The 15,169-nt window shown below is 39.6% G+C and carries 26 protein-coding genes; all 26 read right to left on the bottom strand.

Annotation, left to right across the window (positions count from 1 at the left end; all coding sequences use genetic code 11):
- Nucleotides 1–13 precede the first annotated feature (13 nt).
- The gene (gene argB / locus E3D81_RS02605; RefSeq protein WP_134776308.1) at nucleotides 14–802 is read right to left on the bottom strand and encodes an acetylglutamate kinase; all 789 of its coding nucleotides are present in this window, start codon (nucleotides 800–802) and stop codon (nucleotides 14–16) included.
- A 6-nt stretch (nucleotides 803–808) separates the two neighbouring features.
- Complete coding sequence (locus E3D81_RS02610) at nucleotides 809–1,774, bottom strand: acetylornithine carbamoyltransferase (RefSeq protein WP_134776309.1); 966 nt, start codon at nucleotides 1,772–1,774, stop codon at nucleotides 809–811.
- A 9-nt stretch (nucleotides 1,775–1,783) separates the two neighbouring features.
- A complete protein-coding gene (locus E3D81_RS02615) occupies nucleotides 1,784–2,917 on the bottom strand; it encodes an aspartate aminotransferase family protein (protein ID WP_134776310.1) in 1,134 nt (377 codons plus the stop codon).
- A 131-nt stretch (nucleotides 2,918–3,048) separates the two neighbouring features.
- Nucleotides 3,049–3,777, bottom strand: a complete 729-nt coding sequence (gene rplQ / locus E3D81_RS17550) for a 50S ribosomal protein L17 (RefSeq protein ID WP_099365458.1) — start codon at nucleotides 3,775–3,777, stop codon at nucleotides 3,049–3,051.
- Nucleotides 3,778–3,879: 102 nt separating this feature from the next.
- The gene (locus E3D81_RS02625; RefSeq protein ID WP_099365459.1) at nucleotides 3,880–4,872 is read right to left on the bottom strand and encodes a DNA-directed RNA polymerase subunit alpha; all 993 of its coding nucleotides are present in this window, start codon (nucleotides 4,870–4,872) and stop codon (nucleotides 3,880–3,882) included.
- A gap of 82 nt (nucleotides 4,873–4,954) precedes the next feature.
- Nucleotides 4,955–5,563, bottom strand: a complete 609-nt coding sequence (gene rpsD / locus E3D81_RS02630; protein WP_099365460.1) for a 30S ribosomal protein S4 — start codon at nucleotides 5,561–5,563, stop codon at nucleotides 4,955–4,957.
- Between the two features lie 67 nt (nucleotides 5,564–5,630).
- Complete coding sequence (gene rpsK / locus E3D81_RS02635) at nucleotides 5,631–6,020, bottom strand: 30S ribosomal protein S11 (protein ID WP_099365461.1); 390 nt, start codon at nucleotides 6,018–6,020, stop codon at nucleotides 5,631–5,633.
- Between the two features lie 10 nt (nucleotides 6,021–6,030).
- Nucleotides 6,031–6,408: a 30S ribosomal protein S13 gene (gene rpsM, locus E3D81_RS02640; protein ID WP_099365462.1), complete on the bottom strand. Its 378-nt coding sequence runs from the start codon at nucleotides 6,406–6,408 to the stop codon at nucleotides 6,031–6,033.
- A gap of 27 nt (nucleotides 6,409–6,435) precedes the next feature.
- Nucleotides 6,436–6,552, bottom strand: coding sequence for a type B 50S ribosomal protein L36 (gene ykgO, locus E3D81_RS02645; RefSeq protein ID WP_013665024.1), 117 nt, complete (start codon nucleotides 6,550–6,552; stop codon nucleotides 6,436–6,438).
- A gap of 40 nt (nucleotides 6,553–6,592) precedes the next feature.
- A complete protein-coding gene (gene infA / locus E3D81_RS02650; protein ID WP_021071231.1) occupies nucleotides 6,593–6,811 on the bottom strand; it encodes a translation initiation factor IF-1 in 219 nt (72 codons plus the stop codon).
- A gap of 72 nt (nucleotides 6,812–6,883) precedes the next feature.
- Nucleotides 6,884–7,666 carry a type I methionyl aminopeptidase gene (map, locus tag E3D81_RS02655; RefSeq protein ID WP_134776311.1) on the bottom strand — a complete coding sequence of 261 codons (783 nt, stop codon included), beginning with the start codon at nucleotides 7,664–7,666 and terminating at the stop codon, nucleotides 6,884–6,886.
- Nucleotides 7,667–7,672: 6 nt separating this feature from the next.
- Nucleotides 7,673–9,019 carry a preprotein translocase subunit SecY gene (gene secY, locus E3D81_RS02660; protein ID WP_099365464.1) on the bottom strand — a complete coding sequence of 449 codons (1,347 nt, stop codon included), beginning with the start codon at nucleotides 9,017–9,019 and terminating at the stop codon, nucleotides 7,673–7,675.
- 6 nt (nucleotides 9,020–9,025) lie between these two features.
- Complete coding sequence (rplO, locus tag E3D81_RS02665; RefSeq protein ID WP_099365465.1) at nucleotides 9,026–9,472, bottom strand: 50S ribosomal protein L15; 447 nt, start codon at nucleotides 9,470–9,472, stop codon at nucleotides 9,026–9,028.
- 112 nt (nucleotides 9,473–9,584) lie between these two features.
- Nucleotides 9,585–9,764 carry a 50S ribosomal protein L30 gene (gene rpmD, locus E3D81_RS02670; protein WP_099365466.1) on the bottom strand — a complete coding sequence of 60 codons (180 nt, stop codon included), beginning with the start codon at nucleotides 9,762–9,764 and terminating at the stop codon, nucleotides 9,585–9,587.
- Between the two features lie 4 nt (nucleotides 9,765–9,768).
- Nucleotides 9,769–10,287, bottom strand: coding sequence for a 30S ribosomal protein S5 (gene rpsE / locus E3D81_RS02675; protein WP_099365467.1), 519 nt, complete (start codon nucleotides 10,285–10,287; stop codon nucleotides 9,769–9,771).
- Between the two features lie 13 nt (nucleotides 10,288–10,300).
- The gene (gene rplR, locus E3D81_RS02680) at nucleotides 10,301–10,654 is read right to left on the bottom strand and encodes a 50S ribosomal protein L18 (RefSeq protein ID WP_099365468.1); all 354 of its coding nucleotides are present in this window, start codon (nucleotides 10,652–10,654) and stop codon (nucleotides 10,301–10,303) included.
- Nucleotides 10,655–10,659: 5 nt separating this feature from the next.
- Nucleotides 10,660–11,214, bottom strand: a complete 555-nt coding sequence (gene rplF, locus E3D81_RS02685; RefSeq protein WP_099365469.1) for a 50S ribosomal protein L6 — start codon at nucleotides 11,212–11,214, stop codon at nucleotides 10,660–10,662.
- 20 nt (nucleotides 11,215–11,234) lie between these two features.
- Nucleotides 11,235–11,636 carry a 30S ribosomal protein S8 gene (gene rpsH, locus E3D81_RS02690; protein WP_231596050.1) on the bottom strand — a complete coding sequence of 134 codons (402 nt, stop codon included), beginning with the start codon at nucleotides 11,634–11,636 and terminating at the stop codon, nucleotides 11,235–11,237.
- Nucleotides 11,637–11,777: 141 nt separating this feature from the next.
- Nucleotides 11,778–12,047, bottom strand: a complete 270-nt coding sequence (gene rpsN / locus E3D81_RS02695) for a 30S ribosomal protein S14 (protein WP_093364161.1) — start codon at nucleotides 12,045–12,047, stop codon at nucleotides 11,778–11,780.
- Nucleotides 12,040–12,609, bottom strand: coding sequence for a 50S ribosomal protein L5 (gene rplE, locus E3D81_RS02700; RefSeq protein ID WP_099365471.1), 570 nt, complete (start codon nucleotides 12,607–12,609; stop codon nucleotides 12,040–12,042). Before rplE ends, rpsN begins: the two co-directional genes overlap by 8 nt.
- The gene (gene rplX / locus E3D81_RS02705; RefSeq protein ID WP_099365472.1) at nucleotides 12,609–12,953 is read right to left on the bottom strand and encodes a 50S ribosomal protein L24; all 345 of its coding nucleotides are present in this window, start codon (nucleotides 12,951–12,953) and stop codon (nucleotides 12,609–12,611) included. The genes rplE and rplX overlap by 1 nt, the downstream gene beginning before the upstream one ends.
- Before the next feature lie 2 nt (nucleotides 12,954–12,955).
- Nucleotides 12,956–13,324 (bottom strand): 50S ribosomal protein L14, encoded by a 369-nt coding sequence (rplN, locus tag E3D81_RS02710; protein WP_037498951.1) that lies wholly within the window; start codon nucleotides 13,322–13,324, stop codon nucleotides 12,956–12,958.
- 1 nt (nucleotide 13,325) lies between these two features.
- Nucleotides 13,326–13,580 (bottom strand): 30S ribosomal protein S17, encoded by a 255-nt coding sequence (gene rpsQ / locus E3D81_RS02715; protein ID WP_013665010.1) that lies wholly within the window; start codon nucleotides 13,578–13,580, stop codon nucleotides 13,326–13,328.
- Between the two features lie 13 nt (nucleotides 13,581–13,593).
- Nucleotides 13,594–13,812: a 50S ribosomal protein L29 gene (gene rpmC / locus E3D81_RS02720; protein WP_099365473.1), complete on the bottom strand. Its 219-nt coding sequence runs from the start codon at nucleotides 13,810–13,812 to the stop codon at nucleotides 13,594–13,596.
- A 92-nt stretch (nucleotides 13,813–13,904) separates the two neighbouring features.
- The gene (rplP, locus tag E3D81_RS02725) at nucleotides 13,905–14,327 is read right to left on the bottom strand and encodes a 50S ribosomal protein L16 (protein WP_099365474.1); all 423 of its coding nucleotides are present in this window, start codon (nucleotides 14,325–14,327) and stop codon (nucleotides 13,905–13,907) included.
- Between the two features lie 53 nt (nucleotides 14,328–14,380).
- Nucleotides 14,381–15,163, bottom strand: coding sequence for a 30S ribosomal protein S3 (gene rpsC, locus E3D81_RS02730; RefSeq protein WP_099365475.1), 783 nt, complete (start codon nucleotides 15,161–15,163; stop codon nucleotides 14,381–14,383).
- Nucleotides 15,164–15,169: the final 6 nt, after the last annotated feature.

Genomic DNA, 15,169 nt, shown 5'->3' on the forward strand with positions numbered 1-15,169 from the left:
TAGTTCCCCGCTGTTAAGCAATCAAACAGGTTCCGAATTTACGCTGTTGAAAAAGATGCAGGTTATTGGCATGGCCAATATAGACGTTCGTAACTCCTTTGGATATGGCATCAAAAGCATTGAATAGCTTTGGGATCATGCCATCATGAATTACTTTTCCTTCCTTTAAGGTTTCAAACTCCGAGGATTTAATGGTTTCAATCACGGAATTATCATCATTTACATCTTTTAGAACTCCATTTTTATCAAAACAATAGATCAGTGATACTTCATATAGCTTAGACAGTGCAACCGCCAGTGAAGAAGCAATGGTATCCGCATTGGTATTCAGGAGCTGCCCATGTCCATTATGGGTAATGGCAGAGAATACCGGGATAAATTCTGCTTCCAATAGCTTTTTTATGGCAAGAGCATTGATGGAATCGGCAAGGATATCACCCACAAAACCATAATCGATTTCTCTTACCGGTCTTTTTACAGCTTTGATCATGTTTGCATCTGCCCCGCATAAGCCGACAGCATCACAGTTATATTTCTGAAGTTCAGCAACGATATTCTTGTTCGTCAACCCGGCATAGACCATGGTAACCACATCCAACATCGCTGCATCCGTTATTCTTCTTCCTTCTACCATTTTGGCCTCGATTCCCATATCGCTTGCAATACGGGTCGCAATTTTACCACCGCCATGAACCAGGATCTTGCGACCTGGCAGCGCTGAAAATTTCTCCAAAAAGGCAGATAATTGATTGGCATCATCGATCACATTCCCACCAATCTTAATAATATTTAATACCGACATGAATTCTTAGCTTTTCAAGTCCTCCAACATTCTTTTCAATACCACTTGAGCAGCCCACACCCTATTGCTTGCTTCTTTGATCACCAATGAATTTGGTCCATCCAATATCTCGGAGGATAATTCCAAATCCCGACGGACCGGCAAACAGTGCATAACCTTCGCATCATTGGTCAATTTCAATTTTTCATTATCCATCATCCAATTTTCGTTCACTGGATAGACAGCACCGTATTCTTTAAAGGAAGACCAGTTTTTTACATAAACAAAATCGGCATCTTTCAAGGCTTCCTGGAGGTCAGTTGTAATATGCGCTCCTTGGGTAAAATCCTCATGCAGTTCATATCCGGCTGGTTGTGCTACGGTAAAATCCAATAGCCCTTCCGCCTGTGCCTTGCTCATCCATTCGGCAAATGAATTTGGAACAGCCTGAGGAAGCGCCTTTACATGCGGAGCCCAAGCCAGGACAACCTTAGGTTTTTCCTTTTTCTTGTACTCTGTAATCGTAATAAGATCCGTTAAGCTCTGTAGTGGATGCCTGGTAGCACTTTCTAAGGAAACTACGGGAACCCCACAATAGTTGATGAATTTATTGAATAGATCTTCTGAATAATCTGCCTCTTTATCTTTCAAGGTCGGAAAAGAACGAAGGCCGAGTATATCGCAATATTCGCCCATAACAGCCGCAGCTTCACGTATATGTTCAACGGTCGTACCATCCATCACCACACCATCGCGTGTCTCCAATGCCCATCCATCTTTGTCCATATTCATGACCATGACATTCATGCCTAGGTTCATGGCCGCTTTCTGCGTACTTAAACGTGTTCTTAGGCTCGGATTCAAGAACACCAAACCTAACATTTTATGTTTTCCTAATTCTTCTTGGGCATTCGGATTCGCCTTTATAGCTAATGCTTCTGCAACAATATCCTTTAGGTTATCGACATCCGCAACGGAAAAAAACTTCTTCATCTTGTTGATTTATGCTTTTAATCTTTCGTCAAATGCAGTTAAAAACCGATCTGCCATTTCTTTGTTCATATTCAATGCCGGTAGCAGTCGGATAACATTTGGTTTGGCTTCACCCGTAAAGATTTTATTTTTCAATAATAGATCCTTTTTCACTTGGGCCAATTCCTCTGGCAATTCAATACCGATCATCAATCCTCTCCCACGTACTTCCAAAACCTTATCGAATTTCTTCAGTTCTTCGATCAGGTAATTTCCGACAGCTTCTGCGTTTGCCAGCAGATTATCTTGTTTGATGACTTCTAAAACTGCAACCGCTGCAGCACAGGCCAAGTGGTTACCCCCGAAGGTAGTGCCTAAAAGTCCAAATGAGGCCTTAAATTTAGGAGAGATAATTATTCCTCCTATTGGGAAACCGTTGCCCATTCCTTTCGCCATGGAATAGATATCAGCTTCCACCCCTGCATAATCATGGGAAAAGAAAAGTCCGGTTCTTCCATAACCACATTGCACCGAATCTGCAATGAATACAGATCCATATTGATCACAAAGCGAACGAATTAGTTTTAAGAAAGGAATGGAGGCCTCTCTGATTCCACCCACTCCTTGGATACCTTCAATAATCACTGCCGCGATTTCATTGCCATATGAAGCAAATGCTTCTGCTAATGCTTCCTCATCATTGAATGGCAAGAAAACAACATTGTCCGTTTGATTGACCGGGGCAACAATACTTGGGTTATCGGTAGCAGCCACCGCCAAGGAAGTTCTCCCGTGGAAGGATTTACTGAATGCAATGACTTTCTTTCTTCCCGTATGGAAAGAGGCCAATTTCAATGCATTCTCATTAGCTTCAGCACCTGAATTACACAAGAATAGACTAAAGTCATTCTTTCCGGAAACTTCCCCTAATAGGGTTGACAATCGTCGTTGGATTGGAATCAATACCGAATTCGAATAGAAAGCGATATTATTTAATTGATTGGTAATTGATTCTACATAGTGCGGATGCGTATGTCCGATAGATATTACGGCATGTCCACCATACAAGTCAAGGTATTCCGTACCCTGTTCGTCCCAAACGATTGATCCTTTAGCTCTTACGATATTAATGGGAGTTACAGGATAAACATTAAAAAGTTCCATGGATTGTGTAATAAAATAATAAAGTTTAGAATGTCAAATGTACAAATAAAATAAAAACGATTTGGGTTAAAATAGCATAAAAAAAGAGGTATCAAAACTGATACCTCTCTTTCTTCTATAAACCGAAAATATTATTCGTCAACTTTTTTACCACCGTCTAATTCGGCTTTAAGTTTTTCTAATTCTTCGAATTTACCATCTGCAGCTAATTGTGCTTGTTCAGCCCAAGTAGTAGGATCTGCAGTGTTAAAGTTAGATCCTGCTTCAGTTAAAATTTCTTTTACTTTTTCAGCATCAGTTTTAGCTAATTCAGCGTAAGTGCTGATTCCAGCTGCAGTTAATACTTCAGCAATTTTAGGACCGATACCTTCAACGATTGTTAAATCATCAGTTGCTGGAGTTGCTGCTGCTTTAGTTTCAGTAGCTTCAGTAGCTTTTTTCTTAGTAGCTCCACGACGGCGAGTAGCTTTTTTCTCAGTCTTAGCAGTTTTACCATAAACTTCGTTATAGTCTACTAATTCGATGAATGCCATCTCCGCGTTATCACCTAAACGGTTTTCCAATTTGATGATACGAGTGTAACCACCTGGACGAGATGCTACTTTCTCTGAAATCTCGCGGAACAAGATAGTAACAGCATCTTTGTCTTTTAAGTAAGCGAATACCGTACGACGTGAGTGAGTCGTGTCGTTTTTAGATTTTGTAATCAAAGGCTCCACATAAGTACGTAATGCTTTTGCTTTCGCTAAAGTAGTCGTAATACGTTTGTGTTTGATCAATGACGTCGCCATGTTAGCTAACATCGCCTTACGGTGACTGTCAGTGCGGCCTAAGTGATTTACTTTTTTTCCGTGTCTCATTTTGTTAATTGTTTTTGTGCGTACCGTTCTTATTTCCTGAGTTGAACCAACCCACCTCTAAGAGGAATTACGCAACAGGTCGCTTATTATTATTGTTAATTATTATTCTTCGTCTAACTTGTACTTAGCCAAGTTCATACCGAATGATAAACCTTTCGATTTTACCAATTCTTGGATTTCACTCAAAGATTTCTTACCGAAGTTACGGAACTTCAACATATCAGCTACGTCGTATGTTACCAACTCAGCCAATGTGCGAATATCTGCAGCTTTCAAACAGTTCAATGCACGTACAGAAAGATCTAGATCTACCAATTCAGTTTTCAAGATCTTACGCATGTGAAGGATCTCTTCATCAACTACCTTAGTTTCTTCTTTAGTTTGAGACTCTAACAACATGTTTTCGTCAGAGAACAACATAAAGTGTTGAATAAGGATTTTAGCCGCTTCTTTCAAAGCTTCTTCTGGATGAATGGAACCATCTGTAGAAATGTCCAACAACAATTTCTCGTAGTCAGTCTTTTGTTCTACACGGTAATTCTCAATGGTGTATTTAACATTCTTGATCGGAGTATAGATAGAATCAATTGCGATTACGCCTACTGGACCATCTGTTACCTTGTTCTCCTCTGCATTTACATATCCACGTCCTTTAGCTACTGAAAGTTCAACCTCAACAGTAACAGAGCTATCCATGTTACAGATAACTAAATCAGGATTAAGAACTGTAAAATTGTTGGAGAATTTCGTAATATCACCAGCAGTAAATTGATCTTGACCATTGATAACTACAAAGATCTTTTCGTTATCGCCTTGTTCACCTGATTTCTTGAAACGAACTTGTTTCAAGTTTAAGATGATTTCCGTAACGTCTTCTACAACACCTTTGATGGTAGAGAATTCGTGCGACACGCCTGAGAATCTTATCGACGTAATTGCATATCCTTCTAGTGAGGACAATAAAATACGGCGCAAAGCATTACCAATAGTTACTCCAAATCCTGGCTCTAATGGACGAAATTCGAAGGTACCATCAAAATCAGTAGATTTCTGCATGATAACTTTATCCGGTCTTTGAAATGCTAAAATTGCCATTTATGTTCTTTTAAGTTTATTTACTATACATGAGAAAATAACAACATGCATCTCCTTATGAAATGCATGTTGTTATCAATTATTATTTAGAGTACAACTCTACAATTAAGTTTTCTTTAATGTTCTCAGGAATGTCTGCTCTTTCAGGGTAGCTTAAGAAAGTACCTTTAAGCTCATTTGCATTCCACTCTAACCAACCAAATTTGTTGATTTTTCTTCCAGCTACGGAATTAACGATAGCCTCAAGAGATTGAGAACGCTCGCGAACGGCAACTACGTCACCTGGGCGAACACTATATGATGGAATGTTAACAACTTCGCCGTTAACTGTAATGTGTTTGTGCGATACTAATTGACGCGCAGCTGAACGTGTAGGAGCAATTCCTAAACGGTAAACGATATTATCTAAACGTGCTTCTAATAATTTCAAGAAGTTCTCACCAGTAATACCTTGTTTAGCTGCCGCTTTTACGAATAAGTTAGAGAACTGACGCTCTAAAACTCCGTAAGTATATTTTGCTTTTTGCTTTTCTAACAACTGAATTGCGTATTCAGATTGTTTACCTCTTCTTTTTGATGGTCCATGTTGACCTGGAGGATAATTCTTTTTCTCTAAGGCCTTATCTGGGCCGAAAATTGGCTCTCTAAATTTACGAGCTATTTTGGACTTAGGTCCTGTATATCTTGCCATTTCTTGTGCTGTTTGAAGTATCTATCAGCCTATAGCTGACGAATCTTATCTTAAACAAATATTGTTATTAAACTCTTCTGCGTTTTGGAGGACGACAACCGTTGTGAGGAAGTGGAGTAATATCCTTGATTGTTGTAACGTCGATACCAACTGTTTGCAGTGAACGGATAGCTGACTCACGGCCTGCACCCGGTCCTTTTACGAAAACTTCAACTTTACGTAATCCTAAGTCGTAAGCAACTTTCCCGCAATCACTTGCAGCTTGACCAGCAGCGTATGGAGTATTCTTTTTTGAACCTTTGAATCCCATTTTACCAGCTGATGACCATGAAATTGTTTGACCTTGATTATTAGTCAAAGTTACGATGATGTTGTTAAAAGTAGCGTTGATATGAGCTTGTCCTACAGGCTCGATAACTACGATACGTTTTTTAGTAACTTTTTTACTTTTAGCCATTTCTTACTTATTATTTAGTAGCTTTTTTCTTGTTTGCAACTGTCTTACGTTTACCTTTTCTCGTACGAGAGTTATTCTTAGTACGTTGTCCACGAACTGGAAGGTGCTTACGGTGACGTAGTCCACGGTAACATCCAATATCCATCAAACGTTTAATGTTCAATTGTACTTCTGAACGTAAAGCACCTTCTACTTTGATCTCATCATTGATGATAGTACGAATAGCTGCTAATTGATCATCATTCCACTCTTGAACTTTCACGTCTTCACTGATGCCTGCTTTCTCTAGGATATAAGCAGCAGTGTTGCGACCAATACCAAAAATATAGGTAAGGCCAATAACACCTCTTTTGTTTTTAGGTAAATCTATACCTGCGATCCTTGCCATATAATATTTTAAGCGATTATGTTAAAATTAACCCTGACGTTGTTTGAACTTAGGGTTCTTTTTATTGATTACGAAAACTTTTCCTTTACGACGGATAATCTTACAATCCGCGCTACGTTTTTTAATTGATGCTCTAACTTTCATCTTGAGTATTATTTTTAAAAGCTATTCCAAGAAAAAATTCTTATTTATAGCGGTATGTAATTCTTCCTTTTGTTAAATCATAAGGAGACATTTCAAGCTTTACTTTATCTCCAGGTAAAATCTTAATATAATGCATACGCATTTTACCAGAAATGTGGGCAATGATCTCATGCCCATTCTCTAATTCTACGCGAAACATTGCATTAGAAAGTGCTTCTTTTATGATGCCGTCTTGTTCTATTGAGGCTTGTTTAGCCATATATACCGTTTTATTTTATGTATTAACCCGCAAACAGGAGTGCAAAGATAAATAAAAATAATTGAAAACCAATTACTTTTTCTCTAAAACTTTCTCTATTGCTTCAAAATTCAACAACACATCTGGAGCGCCTTTTCGGATAGCAACCATCTGTTCAAAGTGAGCAGAAAGCTTACCATCCACTGTGCTTACCGTCCAGCCATCATCCCAAAATTTAACGCCGGCCTTTCCCGCATTGATCATCGGTTCGATACAGATCACCAAACCTTCTTCCAATTTTGGTCCAGAACCACGTTTTCCGTAATTCGGAACTTCTGGTTTTTCATGTAAGTGAAAACCTACTCCATGCCCTACCAATTCACGGACGATTCCGTAATGATAAGGTTGAACGTATTCTTGAACTGCAGATGAAATATCACCTACTCTTTTTCCAGCAACTGCTTGCTCAATACCGGCATATAAAGAAGCCTTGGTAACTTCAAGCAATTGTTTCGCCTCATCAGATACTTCTCCGACTGCAAAAGTATAAGCAGAATCACTAATGAAACCATTCAGGTTAACACCGCCATCTACGGAAACAATATCCCCTTCTTGAAGTGCATAGTCACTTGGAAATCCATGAACGATCTGATCGTTTACCGAGATACATAGTGAATATGGAAACCCATGGTAATTTAGGAATGCTGGTGTACCCTTATGATCACTGATAAAATCAAACGCGAACTTATCAAGTGAAAGCGTGGTTACCCCAGGCTCAATGATTCCAGCAATTTCAGCAAGCAATTGCGAGAGTACATTTGCTGACTCCCGCACCTGCTCAATCTCTTCTGCTGTTTTATAATATACTTTAGACATTCAGAATTATAATGCTGATTGATCGTAACCTTCCACAGTACTAGCCGTACTTCTTCCTTTAACTCTACCCGTTTTCATCAATCCGTCGTAGTGACGCATCAATAAGTGCGATTCAATTTGTTGAATGGTATCCAGAACAACACCCACCAAAATCAAAAGGGAGGTACCGCCATAGAAATGTGCAAATTGATTGTTCACACCGAACAAAGTAGCAATCGCAGGTAAGATGGCAATAATCGCAACGAAGATTGCCCCTGGGAATGTAATATGAGAGATGACGTTATCAATAAATAAGTTTGTTTCATAACCTGGTTTAACGCCAGGGATGAAACCTCCGTTCTTCTTCATGTCTTCTGACATTTGCTGCGGATTAACCATAATCGCGGTATAGAAGAAAGTAAATGCAATGATCAATAAAGCAAATACCACATTATACGTAACGGATGTATAGTTACTCAACGAAGTCAAAAAGTCTGATTGCACATTCGGAAAGAACTGGGTTAAAGACATAGGTAGAAACATGATTGCCTGAGCGAAGATAATCGGCATTACACCTGCCGCATTTACCTTCAGAGGAATATACTGACGAACTCCACCAATCTGTTTGTTACCCACAATTTTCTTCGCATACTGTACAGGGATCTTGCGAACACCTTGTACGATAAGGATCGTAAAGATCACAACAAAGAATAAGGCAACGAATTCGATCAACAATGGAATCGGACCACCACCACCTTGGGTCATACGAGATGCCCATTCAGCAGTAATACCTGCCGGTAATTGAGCAATAATACCTGCCATGATGATCAAGGAGATACCATTTCCAATACCTTTATCCGTAATTTTCTCACCAAGCCACATCACAAACAATGTACCTGCTGTCAAAACGATAGCGGAAAGAATGGAGAACATAGGATCTGCAATTGTTTTAGCTTCAGGACCGATTTGAGTCTTCACATAAGCAACTGCTTGAACCAACGTAATTGCCACGGTTAGGTAGCGTGTGATCTGTGTCATTTTCTTACGACCAGACTCTCCTTCTTTCTGCATCTTTTGAAATGCAGGAACAGCAATCCCCAATAGCTGCACAACGATAGAAGCAGAGATGTATGGCATTACCCCTAACGCAAAAATAGCCGCACGGGAGAATGAACCTCCGGCGAACATATTGATCAGGTTAAGAATGTCATTACCACCTTCCCTATTTTGTACCAGAGCATCTGGATCTACACCTGGTAATACCACGTGACATCCGATGCGGTATATTAGAAGAAATAGTAACGTATTCAAAATACGATTACGTAATTCGTCTATCTTCCATATATTGGTTAAGGTTGTGATTAGTTTCTTCATGTAGTATTACAATTTAACGATAGAACCGCCTGCTGCTTCGATAGCTTTTTGAGCTGAAGCTGAAAATGCATGTGCTTTAACTTCTACTTTTGCAGTGAATTCACCACGTCCTAAGATCTTGATCAAATCATTCTTTGACACCAATCCGTGAACACGTAATGCTTCAAAATCAACCGAAGTTAAATTGTGTTTCTCCACTAAACCTTGTAATACATCTAAGTTAATACCTACATACTCTACACGGTTGTGGTTTTTGAAACCAAATTTAGGCACACGACGTTGCAAAGGCATCTGACCACCTTCGAAACCGATCTTCGTAGAGTTACCTGAACGAGATCCTGCTCCTTTGTGACCACGAGTGGAAGTACCACCACGTCCAGATCCTTGACCACGACCAATACGTTTTCTTGTTTTCGTTGAACCAGCTGCTGGTCTTAAATTACTTAAATTCATTTTCTTGTTGAATGATGTTACCCCTTCGCTCTCACTAAACAGGTAGTAACAATTAAAAAATAGTATTAACAAAATGGAAAGGATAGTGAGTATCCCTTCCATTTGGAAATTCTTAGATTGCCTCTACTGCAACTAGGTGGTTCACTTTACGAACCATACCAATGATCGCTGCTGTAGCTTCAACTTCTACTGAGTGGTTGATACGTTTCAAACCTAATGCCTCAATAGTTTTCTTTTGGCGCTCGCTTCTGTCGATAACGCTCTTTATCTGGGTAATTTTGATTTTTGCCATGATATTAACCGTTAAATACTTTGTTTAAATCGACACCGCGTTGTTGTGCAACAGTATACGCATCACGCATGTTTGCCAATGCATCGATTGTTGCTTTAACCACGTTGTGTGGGTTTGATGATCCTAATGATTTCGCCAATACGTCTTTGATACCTGCAGACTCTAACACGGCGCGCATAGCACCACCCGCTAGAACTCCTGTACCACTTACCGCTGGTTTAATCAAAACTGAACCACCAGAGTATTTACCGTATTGTTCGTGAGGTACTGTACCTTTGATGATAGGAACTTTTACCAAGTTCTTTTTCGCATCGTCGATACCTTTAGTGATCGCTTCAGTAACCTCTTTAGCTTTTCCTAATCCGTATCCTACGATACCATTCTCATCTCCAACTACCACGATAGCTGAAAAACTAAATGTACGACCACCTTTAGTTACTTTCGCTACACGTTGGATGCTTACTAAGCGATCTTTTAATTCAATCTCGCTTGATTTTACTCTTTTAATATTGCTTAATGCCATTTTCCTTAATTGATTAAAAGTCTAAACCGCCTTCGCGAGCACCCTCAGCCAATGACTTAACACGGCCGTGGTATAAGTACCCATTACGGTCAAAAACTACTTTGCTAATTCCTGCTGCGATCGCTTTCTCTGCAACTAATTTTCCAACAGCTTTAGATTGCTCTACTTTGTTGCCTGATGCCGCAAAGTCTTTAGAGTTTGAAGATGCAGATGCTAAAGTTTTACCATTTACATCATCAATAATCTGTGCGTAGATACCTTTATTGCTTCTGAAAACTGTTAAACGTGGACGTTCTGTTGATCCAGCCAGGTGTTTTCTGATTCCTTTTTTGATTCGCTCTCTACGAGCTGATTTAATTCCTGCCATGGTTTTTATTTTTTAGCTGATTTACCTGCTTTTCTTCTTAATACTTCACCCGCAAACTTGATACCTTTACCTTTGTATGGCTCTGGCTTACGGAAGCTACGGATCTTAGCCGCGATCTGTCCGATCAATTGTTTGTCGGTAGACTCCAACGTGATCGTTGGGTTCTTTCCTTTTTCAGCAGTTGTTGTTACAGTAATTTCCTTTGGCAATACGAATACAATCTGGTGAGAGAATCCTAAAGTTAATTCTAATGTATTACCAGTGTTTGATGCACGGTAACCAACACCCACTAACTCTTGTGTAGTTTTGTACCCTTCTGTTACACCTACCACCATGTTGTTCAACAGGGCGCGGTATAATCCGTGTAATGCTTTGTGTTTCTTTTGTTCTGTAGGACGAGTTACGACGATGTTACCATCTTCTTGTTGTACCGTAATGTCTCTGTCTACTTGTTGTGATAACTCACCTTTAGGGCCTTTAACAGTTACCAGGTTCTTGTCTGAAACTGTAATCGATACTCCCGAAGGGATAGCGATTGGCGCTTTTCCAATTCTTGACATTTTTGTGTTTTTTTCCTAGATTAATAAATGTAACATAAAACCTCTCCACCAACGTTTTGAACGGCAGCTTCTTTGTCTGACATTACTCCTTTAGAAGTAGACAAAATCGCAATTCCTAAACCATTCAATACACGAGGTAAGTTGTCAACACTTGCATACTTTCTTAAACCAGGTTTACTCACACGTGTCAATGTGCGAATAGCCGGTACTTTGCTAATTGGGTGATATTTCAACGCAATCTTGATCGAACCTTGAGGTCCTTCTTCAATAAATTTGTAATTAGCAATGTAACCTTTGTCGAAAAGAACTTTTGTGATTTCTTTTTTAAGGTTCGATGCAGGAATTTCAACAACCCTGTGGTTGGCCTTGATGGCATTCCTTACTCGGGTAAGGTAATCCGCTATTGGATCTGTATTCATTATATGTATTAAATTATGATAACGGTTTCTATCTTCTAACCTAAGAAATAGACCTGCTATCTGTTAAAAATATTGCAATGCAAAAAAAACCCGATAAATCGCATTGAGCGATTTATCCGGGCAAAAGTATAAATTTTTTATGAATTACCAAGAAGCTTTTTTCACCCCTGGGATTTTTCCGTCTAATGCCATCTCACGGAATGTTACACGAGAGATACCGAATTGACGCATATATCCTTTAGGACGGCCTGTTAATTTACAACGGTTGTGCAAACGAACAGGAGAAGCATTCTTAGGCAATTTGTCTAATGCAGCGTAATCACCTGCAGCTTTTAATGCCGCACGTTTCTCTGCAAATTTTGCTACTAATTTTTGACGCTTTACTTCACGCGCCTTGATTCCTTCTTTAGCCATTGTTGTTCGTGTTTTGATTTTTGAATGGTAATCCGAATTGTTTCAATAACTCTAAAGCTTCGATATCATTCTTAGCAGATGTTACGAAAGTAATATCCATACCTGCGATCTTGTTGATCTTGTCAATGTTGATCTCAGGGAAGATGATTTGCTCTGTGATACCTAAGTTGTAGTTACCACGTCCATCGAAACCTTTATCGTTGATACCACGGAAGTCACGGATACGAGGCAATGAAACTGCGATCAAACGATCTAAGAATTCATACATGTTGTTGTCACGCAAAGTAACACGTGCTCCGATTGGCATACCTTTACGTAATTTGAAGTTGGAAATATCCTTCTTCGATTTCGTAGGAACTGCTTGTTGACCAGTAATAGTCGTTAACTCAGTAATCGAGTTATCGATCAATTTCTTGTCAGCTGTTGCAGCACCGATACCTTGGGAAACAACGATTTTCTCCAATTTAGGAACTTGCATAACGCTCTTGTATTGGAACTTCTCTTTAAGTGCTGTACGGATTTCCTCCGCATATTTCACTTTTAATCTTGGAACGTATGTCATTATTTGATTTCCTCCCCTGATTTTTTAGCGTAACGAACTATTTTACCATCTGCATTCACTTTACGTCCTACGCGGGTTGGATTACCTGTCTTAGGATCGATTAAAGCTAAGTTTGAGATGTTGATGGCAGCTTCTTTCTCGATGATACCACCATTTGGATTTGCTGCACTAGGTTTAGTGTGTTTTTTAACGATGTTAGCGCCTTCAACTACTGCTCTGTTAGCATCCACTAAAACTTGCAATACTTTTCCTTGAACACCTTTAGAGTTACCAGCGATAACTTTCACTAAATCTCCTTTTTTAATTTTGATTTTGTGCGTAGTTTTTTGTGTTTTCTGTGCCATAATTATAAAACCTCCGGTGCTAGTGATACAATCTTCATGAACTGCTTCTCACGTAACTCTCTAGCTACTGGGCCAAAGATACGTGTACCGCGTGGTTCATCGTTGTTATTTAACAATACTGCAGCATTGTCGTCGAAACGAATGTAAGAACCATCTTTACGACGGATTTCTTTTTTCGTACGTACTACTACAGCTTTTGAAACTGATCCTTTTTTCACGTTTCCTGAAGGGATAGCGCTCTTAACGGTAACAACAATTTTATCACCGATAGATGCATAACGCTTGCGCGTACCGCCCAATACACGAATTACTAAAACCTCTTTAGCACCGCTATTGTCAGCTACATTTAGTCTTGATTCCTGTTGTACCATGTTATTTAGCCCTTTCTAAAATTTCTACTAATCTCCAGTTCTTAGTCTTACTCAGCGGACGAGTTTCCATAATTAATACCGTATCGCCGATACCGCAGGTATTTTGTTCGTCATGAGCTTTAAATTTAGTAGTTTTCTTAACGAATTTACCGTAAATTGGGTGCTTCACTTTACGCTCAACAGCCACTACGATAGACTTGTCCATCTTGTTGCTAACTACTAAGCCGATTCTTGTTTTTCTTAAATTTCTTTCCATTTCGACTTAAATTTTATGCCTCAGCGGCTGTTTCAGATTTTGCTGCATTATTACGCTTAGAGATCTCGGTAGAGATACGTGCAATAACTTTGCGAGCTGCTTTGATCACGTTAGGGTTTTCAATAGCAGAAACAGCATGTGCAAATTTCAATTTGTTCAAGGCAGCTTTCTCTTCAGCGAGACGAGCTGTTAAATCCTCAGTTGATAATTCTACGATTTCTGAATTTTTCATTTTTCAATTTGTTGTGCCGGGTTATCCGCTTGTTTTACTAGGCCTTACAGGTAACGGCTGTAAGGCTTAACATGGGACATTACCGACGATTATTATGCTTCTACGTAGTCTCTACGTATAACAAACTTCGTTTGAACCGGTAATTTTTGAGCAGCTAAGCGTAATGCTTCTTTTGCGATTTCCAATGGAACTCCCTCTGCTTCAAATAACATACGGCCTGGGCGCACTACCGCTACCCAATATTCTGGAGCACCCTTACCTTTACCCATACGTACCTCTGCAGGTTTTTTCGTAACTGGTTTGTCAGGGAAAATGCGGATCCATACTTGTCCTTCACGTTTCATGTAACGTGTAACGGCAATACGAGCTGCCTCAATCTGACGGCTAGTGATCCATGCTGGCTCCATTGATTTGATACCGAAAGAACCGAAAGCTAATTCTGCTCCACGAGAAGCATTACCTTTCATACGGCCTTTCTGCATCTTTCTGAACTTCGTTCTTTTTGGCTGTAACATGTTCGTATTCTATTTAAATCTGTCTAGACAGATAGTTTTAAATCTTTAATTAATTAATCTCTTTTTGCACCACGGTTGTTATCGCGACGACCTCCACGGTTGTTATCACGACGGCCACCTCCACGGTTGTCACGACGGTCATTACCACCTTCGTTTCCTCCACGGGTTTTTACGCCTGATGCTTGACCGATGTTAGGAGAAAGATCTCTCTTTCCGTATACTTCACCTTTACAGATCCATACTTTAACACCAATCTTACCGTAAGTTGTCAATGCTTCTGCTAATGCATAATCGATATCAGCACGCAATGTGTGCAAAGGAGTTCTTCCTTCTTTGTACTGCTCAGTACGTGCCATCTCAGCACCACCTAAACGACCAGAACACATTACTTTGATACCTTCAGCACCCATACGCATAGTAGATGCGATAGCTGTTTTCATTGCACGACGGAATGAAATACGAGCCTCTAATTGTTTTGCAATACCTTCTGCAACCAATTTCGCATCTAATTCCGGACGTTTGATCTCGAAAATGTTGATCTGAACATCTTTCTTAGTTAATTTCTTTAACTCTTCTTTGATCTTATCAACTTCTTGACCACCTTTTCCGATAACGATTCCTGGACGTGCAGTGTGGATAGTTACCGTGATACGTTTCAACGTACGCTCGATAACAACCTTCGCTACTCCGCCTTTGGCGATACGTACTGAAAGATATTTTCTGATTTTTTCGTCTTCAACTAACTTATCAGAATAGTTGTTGCCTCCGAACCAATTAGAATCCCATCCTTTGATGATCCCTAATCTGCTACCTATTGGATTTGCTTTTTGTCCCATTCTTTT

It is taken from the genome of Sphingobacterium sp. CZ-2, assembly GCF_004526235.1.
GTDB lineage: Bacteria > Bacteroidota > Bacteroidia > Sphingobacteriales > Sphingobacteriaceae > Sphingobacterium > Sphingobacterium tenebrionis.

Excerpts from the sequence above, each read along its gene's own strand:
- rplO (WP_099365465.1), bottom strand. The coding sequence starts at position 9,472 with ATGAATTTAAGTAATTTAAGACCAGCAGCTGGTTCAACGAAAACAAGA.
- rpsM (WP_099365462.1), bottom strand. The coding sequence starts at position 6,408 with ATGGCAAGGATCGCAGGTATAGATTTACCTAAAAACAAAAGAGGTGTT.
- E3D81_RS02625 (WP_099365459.1), bottom strand. The coding sequence starts at position 4,872 with ATGGCAATTTTAGCATTTCAAAGACCGGATAAAGTTATCATGCAGAAA.
- rpsD (WP_099365460.1), bottom strand. The coding sequence starts at position 5,563 with ATGGCAAGATATACAGGACCTAAGTCCAAAATAGCTCGTAAATTTAGA.
- E3D81_RS02610 (WP_134776309.1), bottom strand. The coding sequence starts at position 1,774 with ATGAAGAAGTTTTTTTCCGTTGCGGATGTCGATAACCTAAAGGATATT.
- E3D81_RS02615 (WP_134776310.1), bottom strand. The coding sequence starts at position 2,917 with ATGGAACTTTTTAATGTTTATCCTGTAACTCCCATTAATATCGTAAGA.
- rplQ (WP_099365458.1), bottom strand. The coding sequence starts at position 3,777 with ATGAGACACGGAAAAAAAGTAAATCACTTAGGCCGCACTGACAGTCAC.
- argB (WP_134776308.1), bottom strand. The coding sequence starts at position 802 with ATGTCGGTATTAAATATTATTAAGATTGGTGGGAATGTGATCGATGAT.
- ykgO (WP_013665024.1), bottom strand. The coding sequence starts at position 6,552 with ATGAAAGTTAGAGCATCAATTAAAAAACGTAGCGCGGATTGTAAGATT.
- rplN (WP_037498951.1), bottom strand. The coding sequence starts at position 13,324 with ATGGTACAACAGGAATCAAGACTAAATGTAGCTGACAATAGCGGTGCT.
- rplX (WP_099365472.1), bottom strand. The coding sequence starts at position 12,953 with ATGGCACAGAAAACACAAAAAACTACGCACAAAATCAAAATTAAAAAA.
- infA (WP_021071231.1), bottom strand. The coding sequence starts at position 6,811 with ATGGCTAAACAAGCCTCAATAGAACAAGACGGCATCATAAAAGAAGCA.
- rplP (WP_099365474.1), bottom strand. The coding sequence starts at position 14,327 with ATGTTACAGCCAAAAAGAACGAAGTTCAGAAAGATGCAGAAAGGCCGT.
- rplF (WP_099365469.1), bottom strand. The coding sequence starts at position 11,214 with ATGTCAAGAATTGGAAAAGCGCCAATCGCTATCCCTTCGGGAGTATCG.
- rpsE (WP_099365467.1), bottom strand. The coding sequence starts at position 10,287 with ATGGCATTAAGCAATATTAAAAGAGTAAAATCAAGCGAGATTGAATTA.
- rplR (WP_099365468.1), bottom strand. The coding sequence starts at position 10,654 with ATGGCAGGAATTAAATCAGCTCGTAGAGAGCGAATCAAAAAAGGAATC.
- rpsQ (WP_013665010.1), bottom strand. The coding sequence starts at position 13,580 with ATGGAAAGAAATTTAAGAAAAACAAGAATCGGCTTAGTAGTTAGCAAC.
- rpmD (WP_099365466.1), bottom strand. The coding sequence starts at position 9,764 with ATGGCAAAAATCAAAATTACCCAGATAAAGAGCGTTATCGACAGAAGC.
- rpsN (WP_093364161.1), bottom strand. The coding sequence starts at position 12,047 with ATGGCTAAAGAAGGAATCAAGGCGCGTGAAGTAAAGCGTCAAAAATTA.
- rplE (WP_099365471.1), bottom strand. The coding sequence starts at position 12,609 with ATGACATACGTTCCAAGATTAAAAGTGAAATATGCGGAGGAAATCCGT.
- rpsC (WP_099365475.1), bottom strand. The coding sequence starts at position 15,163 with ATGGGACAAAAAGCAAATCCAATAGGTAGCAGATTAGGGATCATCAAA.
- rpmC (WP_099365473.1), bottom strand. The coding sequence starts at position 13,812 with ATGAAAAATTCAGAAATCGTAGAATTATCAACTGAGGATTTAACAGCT.
- secY (WP_099365464.1), bottom strand. The coding sequence starts at position 9,019 with ATGAAGAAACTAATCACAACCTTAACCAATATATGGAAGATAGACGAA.
- map (WP_134776311.1), bottom strand. The coding sequence starts at position 7,666 with ATGTCTAAAGTATATTATAAAACAGCAGAAGAGATTGAGCAGGTGCGG.
- rpsK (WP_099365461.1), bottom strand. The coding sequence starts at position 6,020 with ATGGCTAAAAGTAAAAAAGTTACTAAAAAACGTATCGTAGTTATCGAG.